Raw genomic sequence first — 9296 nt, forward strand, 5'->3', positions numbered from 1 at the left:
CAGTCAGGCCCCCACCATCCGCGTACCGCATAACACCGGCATACCGCATGGATCACCCAACGTCACCACCCGAACGCAACCCGAAAAGGTCAGTAACGCGTCGCCACGTGATCCAGTTCGGCTAGCAGAGGCGGGGACATCACCAGCAGGCCCGCCGCCATGATGGCCTCGTTCGCCGCCCGGTGTTCCGGGTGAGCCGAGTCCAGCGCTGCCCGAAGGCCGGACGTATCGGCGATGACAATGATCACACGGCGGATCCGGAGCCGGTCTCACGCCCGACGGCCTCGACGACCGTGTCGCGGACCTCCGACTTGGACAGCGTGCGCCCCGACCCCTCAAACGTGCGCGAGAACAGCGGCTCGTCCCAGACCCGGTTCGCCATGACCGAGAGGTGGATGCCCTGGCGGATGATCTCGGCCTCGCTTATGCCCCGGCGCTTGGCGGCCTCCTTGACGATCGCCAGGTCCTCGGGATCCGCGTAGACGTTCGTGCGCTTCATGGACATGTAGGCTGACGTAATTTTCCTTGTCCCGTGGCCGAGGGCCGACCGGATCGACCTCACAGCTTCCTCGCCACCCGGATCGTCTCGGGCGGCTTCGCCACCTCGGCCATCCCGGCACCGGACCGACCGTCGTCACGTCTCTGGCGCCACCCGGCCGGTGCCGGTGTCGATGAGAATCTGTGCGGCTTGGGTGATGTTGTCCGCGCTTACCGCTTCGACCATCGCTGCGCGTGCCGCCTCGGGGGTCGCGTGCGGCGGGATGACGAGGAGAGAGAAGTGGTCCTGGTCGCCCCTGGTGACGAGGACGGTGTCGTCGCCGACCGGGAAGGAGTCGATGTGGACCACGCGGTCGTCGATGATCAGTCGCGTCGGCAGTTCCACCCAGGCGGTGGCGTCCAAGCCGACGCGTGTGACGGGCCCGAGATGCTCGGTCAGCGCGGCGATCAGGGCGGGCAGCTCGGCCGCGATGTCACGGGACCGCGGCCACCATGCCCCGTCCAGAACGCCCTGCCTGTCATGTGTCGTCTCCAGCCGTACGACAGCCGTCCCGGGCACCACCTGGTGGAGTGTGTCCGGCAGGAGCCCTGACGTACGCGGAGGATCGGAGTCGGGCATCACACTCACCTGTCTGTCCGCCGGCGGGAAACGCGGAGTGGATTCCTCGTTTCACGGTACTCCGCGACTCACAGCGGCCGGGAAGTCCGTTGGCGACGCGCGTGAGCCGCGAGGCGGCCGGAGTAGAGTCGAAGATCCGCTCCGCCGATCGTGCCCAGACGACGAGGTCGCCATGCAACAGCCCACGGAATCACCCTCGGAAGGGCACGCCGACGTACACATCGTCGCGGCCGACCCCGAGGTCGCCCGTCGCGTCGCGGAGGTGCTCCGCCGCTGCTTCGCGGCCACCGAGCAGCGCAGCTATCCGGCGGGCGCCGGGGGAGGAACGCGTCTCGAACTCGTTGTGGACACGACGCGGGCGGCGGAACCGGCGCGGTCCTGGCTGGAGACCAGCCGTTCCTCGGAGAAGGACCGCATACGGGGTGAGCCGGCGGCCGGCAGTGGTCCGTCCGGCCTGTTCGGGGAGTAGCGTGAGGTCATCGGGAGCATTTCGGGCACCGGCCCCGGTGCCAGTGTGGTTCCTGGTGAGCGACGACACCGGACCACTGACCACGCACCGGGGTCCGGAGACGGGTCCTCATCGATCGATGTCCGCGGCCACCGACCGTGCCCCGCTGAGCGCCATGCCCCTGAGCACCCGACGGCACGCCTGGCCCTCAAAGCGGTGAGCCGTGCCCCGGGACACGTCGAACTGGACGGCGCGTGGTGGCCCGCTCACGTGACCTGGCTCAGGAACTCCCCCCGCTGGCCTGGCGGGGCGACGTGGTCCGCGGTGCCCGGCGGAGCCCGCCCGGCAGGCGTTCTGTCGTTGCGCAAGAGCCACCAGGCCCCGGACGTGGTGCGCTCGGGCCGGTGCCGCGTTGACACGGATCGTCGCCGGACGTTGACTGGCGGCACGGCGCAGGGCCGTGAAGGGCAGGGCCGACCGGGTTGCCGGCAGCCTGAAGCATTCCGCCGAGAAGGCCGAGGGCGTCTTCGGGCGACGACCCCCATCACAACGGGAACGGTGCATACGACGATGTACGACCAGACACGCGCCCAGCAGCCCGCCGACCGGCCCGCGGGCCTCGGCGAGCGCCGCTCCCCGAGCCCGGACCCGCTGATCCCGTCCGACGCACGGGACAGGATCGTCCGCCGCCTCGGACACGCCGTGAATACCTTCGCGGACGCTCCGGGCGAGGCCCTGGAGGAGGCCGAGAGCGCCTTCGACGAAGCCACCGACGCGCTGGTCAACGCCCTCGCGGAACGGCGGCGTGTACTGCGCGCGGGCTGGCAGGACCAGGGCCTCGACACGCAGTCCGCCGAACTCCGGCTCGCGCTGCGGGAGTACCGGGAGATCACCGGGCGGCTGCTGCGCGCGTGAACCGGGCCCACACCGTCGCTCCTGGCCTCAGGCACTGCGCGACCTGCCCGTCGCCGGCCACACGGTGCGGGCAGCAAGGTTCACGTCCGGCTTCGACCCGCACGCCGTCCGGCCCTTCGCCCATGGCGTCGGACGGCGGGACCTGCTGATCATCCCGCCAAGGACCGAGACGGCCACGGCCGAGCGGGTGATGACGGCCGCGGCCGATCCCGCGCTCCACCTCACCGCGAGCGCCCTCCTCCAGGACGCGGGAGGAGGCACTGGCAGGGGCCGCGTGACCTCCACGGAGCAGCACCGTGCCCCTGCCGACGATGCCCGGCCCTCCCGTTTCCGGTTGGCGATCACCTGCACCGGGCATCAGCACCGGGCAGGCCCGGCCGGGCAGGACATGCCGCGGCCCGGCGTGTGGCCACGGCCATGGTGGTCGGGTTGGCCCAGGAGGGGAAGTGATCCGCCATGCGTACGCGTCGGCGTACCCATCGGCGTTCCGTACGAGTCGAGTACCTGCTGCCCGACGAAGCCGAATCGGCGGGCAGGGCACGCAAGTTGACCTCGCAGTTCCTCGCCCGGACCGACCGCAGGACGGCGGGGCTCGACGCAGAGCACATCGGCGACGCGACCCTCATCGTCTCCGAGCTGGTCACCAACGCCACGCGGCACGGCGGCAGCTGCCGCCTGCGCCTGCACGTGTCCGACACGCAGGTGACCGTCGAGGTCTACGACGGCAGCCCCGGTCGGCCTCGTGTGCGACCACTCACGAACTGGGGTGAGAGTGGGCGGGGCCTCGCCATGGTGCGGTGCCTGGCGCAGCACTTCGACATCGTTCCGGTCGACGGGGGCGGCAACAAAGTGCGCGCGGTACTGGCGCTGTGACGGCCGGGGCGTCACCCCTCGGTCCGCTCCTCCCCGTCCAGGCGTAACCTGAACGTACCGAGGGCTTCGCGCAGCGCGACCGGCGGTGCCGTTCCCGGCGAGTGACGAAGCGGGCAGCCGCCCTCGGCTCCCGGGACGGGACCGCACGATGGAACCCGACAGAACGCCGGCCGAAGGCCCACCCACGAACGGCGGGCACACCTACCGCATGCCTCTGCCCCGCCTGGCGCTCACTCCGGGCCTCAGCCATGGCCCGCTGGACGGCTCATGGTGGCCGCGCTGCGACGCCCTGGAACTGGAACTGCCCACGCTCGTCGCCGAGTTGGAGCCCGGCTGGGGCACCCCGGTGCACGTCACCGTGGACGCCGCCCAATAGCCCGACGTACCGCACACGGTGATGGCACCCGGCCGAGTGATCACCGTGGAACCGATCGGCTCCGCGGGCGAGGAGCATGTCATCACCCTGGACTGCGACACCGTCGGACGCCGGGTGCTCCTGGTCGTCCCGCCGCAGGAGCCCGTCGACACGGCCGCCCGGCTGATGACCCGCCGCGTCCGATCCCGCGCTCGACCTTTGTGCGAGCGCGCTTCTGATAACCCACCGCCGAGTGAAGGCGTGACCGGGGTGTGACCCAGATACGCGTCGAAGGGGCAATGAGTTGATCTGCAGGCTGATCGCCATGTGGGTGCCGGTCAGCTGCAGCGTGAGCGCGCAGGGGCCGGGAGCGTGCCGCAGGACGTTGGTGATGAGCTCGCTGACGACGAGTTCAGCGTCCATGACCCGGGATTCGGGTACCGGTGCGCGGCTGCCGGGAGGGACGTGGGCGAGGACGGCACGCACATCCCGGCGCGCCTGAACGACGCGAATGGCGTGCGGACCCCACGCTGCGGCATAGCTCAGCGTGGCCTGCTTGCTGCCCCGCTTATCTGCCGCCTGCTTCACAAGCGGGATGACCATGTGGAGCTCTTTCGTTGTGGACCACTCGTGGCCGGTGTATCGCCTGTGCGGCTACCCGGGCACCGGGCGCCTACACGGCCCACGCACTCGCCCGGATACCACTGCCTCGCCCAGCGGGGGGCGGCATTTACCGGTGATACGTGCGGGTCCCGGTGCGCTGTAACCGTTGGCCAGTAATAATGGCCGGCGAGGCCCGTTTCCCCCGTGCGGGTCATTGCCCACGTGCCGGGCAGGCACACCCCCCCGTCGCCTGCCCGGCACGTGCCCCGCACCACCTCTGCCGGGCCGCGTGCGGTCCTGCCGTCGGCTCGTCCGGGAAGCAGCTGCCAGGCGGTCACTTCTCGGCGCGGTCGGTGCGGACCCGCTGAGCCACGTCGCGCAGCTTGATGTTGTGGTGCTGGGAGATGCGGCGCAGCACGTTGAACGCGTCGCCCTCGCTCAGCTTGTGGCGTTCCATGAGGATGCCCATGGCCTCGCCGATGGCGTGCCGGGTCCTGATGGCGTCCTCGAGCTGGCCGATGGTGCGGGCATCCGCCAGGGCGACGGCGGCGTGCGAGGCCAGCAGCCAGCCCACGGTCTCGATGTCCCTGCCGAAAGCGCCGGGGCGGCGCCGGCGCGGGCGGCGGCAAGCATGCGCGGGTTGTCGCTGCGCATCTACTGCGCGGTCAGGCGGCCGCTCCCAGTCGGGTACCGAGGACCGATGCCCTGACAGCGGCCGCGCGGGCTGCCTCACCGGCTCATGGGCCACCGATCGCGCTCTCCATGCCCCGCACCCCGGGACCAGCCACTGGTCAACCGTTGCACCCCGGCTTGCCCTACGCCCGGGTGCCGGTGAGGCGGTAGCCGGTGACGAGGTCGGCGCAGACACGGACGATCTGGTCCATGTCGATGTCGATCCAGGGGACGAGGAGTTGCCGGTAGCGGGCCACCTCTGCCGGTGCGGTGATCCGGGTGGCCGGCCCGGTGACCATGACACTCCAGCCGGTACGTGTCTGCGGGTCGATCTGGTCGGCCTCGTAGACCACCACCGGGTCGACGCCGGTAGTGCTCAGCAGGGCTGATCCGCCGTGGGTGCGGATGACGACGGCATCGCCGTCGACCAGATGGCTGACGGGGCGGATCACCGGCAGCGCCCGCTGGGTGAAACCGATACGGCCCATGGGAACACTGGCCAGCAGGGCCAGGGATTCCCCACGGCCCAGCTCGATCATCCGCGCCATCGGGATGACACGAGATCCGCTCTGCACGACGCCTCCCCGCTCCCCAGGGACCACTGATGTGGCGGCACGTTGCCGGAACCTTGACCGTCTCTCCGCACGGTGACGGCCGCTAGGGCCATTGGGCCCCCATCCCGGTCCGACGCTCACGGATGCCGGGTGGCTTGGTCGAAGCACCGGTTCCGGATCAGCCGCCCAGCCCCACACATCACTGCCATCCAGGCCGCGCACCGGGGACGAGCAGCTGGGCGCACCCGGCCGATTCGCAGGCGGGGCCGGCCGGGCTGCCGAGAAAAACGGGGAAGGCATGACGGAGGTCGAGCGGCCAGTCCTCGTGCCTGAGCAACTGCCCGGACGCCCCCACCCCGTCGTGAGCCAGAAACTGGCCGACGGAGTTGCAGGGATCTGTTCCGGCTCTCTGGGATCGCTGTCCACAGGGCAGTACCGACATATTCAGGTACGTGACCGGGGATGCCGACCCACACCACACTCAGCTGCCTCCCTCGCTCCATGAAGGCGTGGACGCTGAGGTGGTCGAGCTCATGCAAGGCGACGCGTGGGTGGTGACTGCTCGCGGAGAGTTCGATCTCGACACCTCAGGTGAGCTGACCGTAGTGCTGGAGCGCGCCGCGCGGGAGCATTCCAGGGTGGTGGTGGACGCCTCGCAGGTCAGGTTCGCGGATTCGACGTTGCTGACCCTGCTGCTGCGGGTGCACGGTCGCACAGATCTGCGGGTGGCCGCCCCGGCGCCGCAGCTGCGGCGGATGCTGGAGCTGACCGGGGCGGACCAGGTGCTGGACGTGCGGGCGAGTCTCGACGACGCCGTCACGGAGTAAGTCCGCCTGGCGGAGCCCATAGGGGTTGCGTGGGCGGACCGGATGAGCGCGGGCAAAGAAGCCGGAACGGTCGGGAGTGGTTTCGGCAATGACGGGTGCTGGCCTGGGGAAGGCTGGGACAGTGGAGACTGCCGTCCTCGTCGGCGAGGACGGACGGGAAGCCCGCGCGTTGTTCTGCGGTGCGGGCCTTCTACGGGCCGGTCCCGGCGGCCGTGGGGCAAGCCGAAGCGAGCCTCGCCGCGAAACCGGCCGCGGGGACGAGGGCCGGGGCTGCAGCGGCACCCTGCAGGAGGCGGCTCCGGCCCTCCGGTTGACGAAGTCCGTAACCATGCCGAGCTGGTGTGCGTTGAGCGCGGTGACACGCGTGTGCATCGGAGTTCGTACGCTCCCCAGCGCTTCACCGGCGTGTCGCTGGGGGCCGTGTAGATCGTGTTCCGGTGCCCCGTCCTGTCATGACAGGTGGCCCCTGGCCTTCCCCACGAGGCCAGGGGCTATCCACGTATTCGGGGTGGCTCTTCTCGGACGGACCTGTCCCCGGGCAGGCCGGGAGACGTGTCGCCCTCCTCCTTGTCCGTCGTGCCGCGAGTGGGCGACGAGCGCATTCCGGCCGACGCTGGGCAAGCTGACGTTGGCTGAAGTTCCAGGAGAAACGCGGTCAGTTGGTGGGGTGCGTCGCCCGTCTCATTGGCACCCTCTGCGAGGGCAACCGGCTTGAGCAGCCTCACGGTCTGATTTCAGAGAAGTGACCAGGCCAGGCTTATGCTCCGCCGACAACTCCACACGCCCAGCCGGTGGCGTCATCGACGGCCTCGCCAGCGGGACCGATGACGCCGGCCCCGAACTTCTCCCGGGCGCGGTCGATGGCCGCTTCGGCCACCAGCCGGGCCTCCCGGGCACCGTCCAGACCGATCTACCGGACGGTCTGGTCGGCACCGATGAGATCCTCACCCCGCGCTTCGGTCTGGGACCGTTTTGTGTCGGGGAACAAGAAGTTCTCGAAGGCGTCCAGTCCGAACAAGATGAGCCCGAGCATCACCGGCACGAACAGAGCAATCACGACCATGACGCCTCCCGACGAACAGTGATCACGGGAACGCGGTGGCAGAAACTCCTGGTCCAGGCTGGCCCGAAGGGGCAGACGGCGCGCGACCAACGCGAGAGCCTGTACGCCGTTGGGGTGGACTTTGGCTACATCCGGCTTGGGATGCCAGCGTTGCACGCACGCCTGTCAGGTAGCGCAGTTACTGCGATGGGTGCGTCGACGGATCTCTTCCACGAGCGCCAGGCGCTGACGAGCCCGTAGCGGAAGCCTCCCAGGGCCGTCCTAGGAGAGCGTCTGGTGCCGGGTGTCGGCGAGAGCAATGCGGGCGGTGATGCGTTTACCGCCCGGCTCGCGCCGTGTTTCGACGCTGGCCGCGATGGCCGTCACGATCTCCAGGCCGTGCTGGCCCACCCGGTCGGCGTCAGCGGCCCGAGCCACCGGCAGCTGCGGCTCGGTATCCCACACCTCCACCTCGACCTCCGCCCTCGTGACACGGAGTTGCAGCAGTACCGGGCCCGGGGCGTACTTGTAGGCGTTGGTGACCAGCTCGCTGACCACGAGCTGCGTCAGATCCCGCACGCGGTCCGAGATGTGCAGCCCGTGCCCGGTCCCGGCCCGGGCAAGGAAGTCCGCAGCCAGCTGACGGGCCTGGGCGATGCACACCCTATCCCCCTCCAGCGCGACGGATGCCTGCAGGACGCATTCCGGCGGCGCGGTACAGCCGTCGCCCGCCGGTCCGTCGTCCATCACGCAGCCGTCACTCCCCGTTTCACACCCCCGTGCGTACCCTCACACCCGGGGATGACGCCCAGCGCCTCCTCGATGGTTACGCCACCCACACATCCCGCCCGTAGCATGGGCCGCCGTCCTGTGGATCAAGACTCCGTGTACGTACAGGGGGGGAACGTGAGGACCAAACCAACCGGATCATCTGGCCGGCTCTCGGTCGTCTCCACCACCACTGATGACGGCATCCGGGTGCTCACCCTCACTGGAGAGATCGACCACGACACCGGCCCCATTCTCCGACAGGCTCTGAGCACATCCGACACCCTTGTCGTGCTCGACCTGAGCCAGGTCACTTTCATGGACTCCACCGGCATCAACATCCTCATCGCCGCCCACCACGCCCTCGCCCAAGCAGGCGGCTGGCTGCGCCTGGCCACCCCCACCGGCACCGTCCTGCGCACCCTGCAGATCGTCGGCGTCGACTCCGTCATCGACTGCCGCGACACCCTCCGCCAAGCCCTCTCCATCTGACGGCCGCGGCCGACCAGGCGCTGATGTCTGCTACGCACGCGGTGCCGCAGCCGGTCTCGGGGGGTGACTGCGGCACCCGTGCCAACCCGCCCAGCACGTCCAGAAGACCGCCTTGGGGCTTGAGCATCCGGCTGCCCCATCCGAGCGCGGCCATACTGCGCCGGACAGGTGATAACCCTCCGCTCCTTCTGGCTTCGCGGGCCGGGCGGATCGTCTGCCGGGTGTTCGTGCGGCGGCCAGTGGCCCCGCCACAGACCCCGGTCACGGCTCTGGGCGGATCGCGCCGGCGGGGCCATGTACCCGCACACCCGGGTGGTTGACCGTTCATCCAGATGTGGCTGCGGAAGGGTCAGTGTCCCCGGGCCTCACCACCTGTTGCCCATGGGGACGATCGTCCGGCCGAAGCCCCCATGGAGCCCTCCGCCGAGAGGCGACCGCCCTCCGCACGCCACCACCCACGGCCCAGGCTGGCCTCCCCCGTCCAGCCAGGGCTCTTTCCACGCCTGAAGGCCGCACGGCCGTCCTCCAGGGGCTTCTTCAGCTGAGGTGAAGGGTGGTCAGGGCGGTGGTCCAGTCGGTGACGATGGCCTTCTGAGCGGCCGCGAGGGTGACCTGGCCGGCGCAGACCGC

11 protein-coding genes and 3 pseudogenes are annotated in these 9296 nt (G+C 70.0%); 8 read left to right on the forward strand and 6 right to left on the reverse strand.

Going from position 1 to position 9296, the window contains the following annotated elements; all coding sequences use genetic code 11:
- Positions 1-95: 95 nt before the first annotated feature.
- The 3 genes and pseudogenes from ACIRVK_RS44640 to ACIRVK_RS44650 all read right to left on the reverse strand — a co-directional run.
- Positions 96-248, reverse strand: a pseudogene (locus ACIRVK_RS44640) (VapC toxin family PIN domain ribonuclease); the annotation flags it as partial.
- Positions 245-505: a CopG family transcriptional regulator gene (locus ACIRVK_RS44645; RefSeq protein WP_404257771.1), complete on the reverse strand. Its 261-nt coding sequence runs from the start codon at positions 503-505 to the stop codon at positions 245-247. The pseudogene ACIRVK_RS44640 and the gene ACIRVK_RS44645, both read right to left, overlap by 4 nt.
- 129 nt (positions 506-634) lie before the next feature.
- Positions 635-1117, reverse strand: coding sequence for a DUF5994 family protein (locus tag ACIRVK_RS44650; RefSeq protein WP_404257773.1), 483 nt, complete (start codon positions 1115-1117; stop codon positions 635-637).
- Positions 1118-1289: 172 nt separating this feature from the next.
- On the opposite strand from ACIRVK_RS44650, the gene ACIRVK_RS44655 reads away from it, so the two are divergent.
- The 5 genes and pseudogenes from ACIRVK_RS44655 to ACIRVK_RS44675 all read left to right on the forward strand — a co-directional run bounded on the left by ACIRVK_RS44655 (position 1290) and on the right by ACIRVK_RS44675 (position 3984).
- Entirely contained in the window at positions 1290-1586 is a 297-nt protein-coding gene (locus tag ACIRVK_RS44655) for a hypothetical protein (protein ID WP_404257775.1), read from the forward strand.
- A 549-nt stretch (positions 1587-2135) separates the two neighbouring features.
- Complete coding sequence (locus ACIRVK_RS44660; RefSeq protein WP_404257777.1) at positions 2136-2480, forward strand: hypothetical protein; 345 nt, start codon at positions 2136-2138, stop codon at positions 2478-2480.
- Positions 2371-3030: a DUF5994 family protein gene (locus tag ACIRVK_RS44665; protein WP_404257779.1), complete on the forward strand. Its 660-nt coding sequence runs from the start codon at positions 2371-2373 to the stop codon at positions 3028-3030. The genes ACIRVK_RS44660 and ACIRVK_RS44665 overlap by 110 nt, the downstream gene beginning before the upstream one ends.
- Positions 2937-3353, forward strand: coding sequence for an ATP-binding protein (locus ACIRVK_RS44670; protein ID WP_404257781.1), 417 nt, complete (start codon positions 2937-2939; stop codon positions 3351-3353). Before ACIRVK_RS44665 ends, ACIRVK_RS44670 begins: the two co-directional genes overlap by 94 nt.
- Before the next feature lie 208 nt (positions 3354-3561).
- A pseudogene (locus ACIRVK_RS44675) lies at positions 3562-3984 on the forward strand (DUF5994 family protein).
- A 661-nt stretch (positions 3985-4645) separates the two neighbouring features.
- Here the strand turns inward: ACIRVK_RS44675 and ACIRVK_RS44680 are convergent.
- Positions 4646-4921: pseudogene (locus tag ACIRVK_RS44680) on the reverse strand (ANTAR domain-containing protein); the annotation flags it as partial.
- A 205-nt stretch (positions 4922-5126) separates the two neighbouring features.
- Positions 5127-5558: a pyridoxamine 5'-phosphate oxidase family protein gene (locus tag ACIRVK_RS44685; protein WP_404257783.1), complete on the reverse strand. Its 432-nt coding sequence runs from the start codon at positions 5556-5558 to the stop codon at positions 5127-5129.
- Between the two features lie 512 nt (positions 5559-6070).
- Between ACIRVK_RS44685 and ACIRVK_RS44690 the strand changes: the two genes are divergently transcribed.
- Both ACIRVK_RS44690 and ACIRVK_RS44695 read left to right on the forward strand, forming a co-directional pair.
- A complete protein-coding gene (locus ACIRVK_RS44690; RefSeq protein WP_404257785.1) occupies positions 6071-6364 on the forward strand; it encodes an STAS domain-containing protein in 294 nt (97 codons plus the stop codon).
- Between the two features lie 742 nt (positions 6365-7106).
- Positions 7107-7667 carry a hypothetical protein gene (locus ACIRVK_RS44695; protein ID WP_404257787.1) on the forward strand — a complete coding sequence of 187 codons (561 nt, stop codon included), beginning with the start codon at positions 7107-7109 and terminating at the stop codon, positions 7665-7667.
- Between the two features lie 21 nt (positions 7668-7688).
- On the opposite strand, the gene ACIRVK_RS44700 is transcribed toward ACIRVK_RS44695, so the two are convergent.
- Complete coding sequence (locus tag ACIRVK_RS44700) at positions 7689-8153, reverse strand: ATP-binding protein (protein ID WP_404257789.1); 465 nt, start codon at positions 8151-8153, stop codon at positions 7689-7691.
- 159 nt (positions 8154-8312) lie between these two features.
- On the opposite strand from ACIRVK_RS44700, the gene ACIRVK_RS44705 reads away from it, so the two are divergent.
- Entirely contained in the window at positions 8313-8666 is a 354-nt protein-coding gene (locus ACIRVK_RS44705) for an STAS domain-containing protein (RefSeq protein WP_404257788.1), read from the forward strand.
- Positions 8667-9296: the final 630 nt, after the last annotated feature.

The organism is Streptomyces sp. NPDC101152 (genome assembly GCF_044768275.1).
In the GTDB taxonomy this organism is placed as follows: Bacteria; Actinomycetota; Actinomycetes; order Streptomycetales; family Streptomycetaceae; genus Streptomyces.

Excerpts from the sequence above, each read along its gene's own strand:
- ACIRVK_RS44700 (WP_404257789.1), bottom strand. The coding sequence starts at position 8,153 with ATGGACGACGGACCGGCGGGCGACGGCTGTACCGCGCCGCCGGAATGC.
- ACIRVK_RS44670 (WP_404257781.1), top strand. The coding sequence starts at position 2,937 with ATGCGTACGCGTCGGCGTACCCATCGGCGTTCCGTACGAGTCGAGTAC.
- ACIRVK_RS44645 (WP_404257771.1), bottom strand. The coding sequence starts at position 505 with ATGTCCATGAAGCGCACGAACGTCTACGCGGATCCCGAGGACCTGGCG.
- ACIRVK_RS44660 (WP_404257777.1), top strand. The coding sequence starts at position 2,136 with ATGTACGACCAGACACGCGCCCAGCAGCCCGCCGACCGGCCCGCGGGC.
- ACIRVK_RS44650 (WP_404257773.1), bottom strand. The coding sequence starts at position 1,117 with ATGCCCGACTCCGATCCTCCGCGTACGTCAGGGCTCCTGCCGGACACA.
- ACIRVK_RS44655 (WP_404257775.1), top strand. The coding sequence starts at position 1,290 with ATGCAACAGCCCACGGAATCACCCTCGGAAGGGCACGCCGACGTACAC.
- ACIRVK_RS44690 (WP_404257785.1), top strand. The coding sequence starts at position 6,071 with ATGCAAGGCGACGCGTGGGTGGTGACTGCTCGCGGAGAGTTCGATCTC.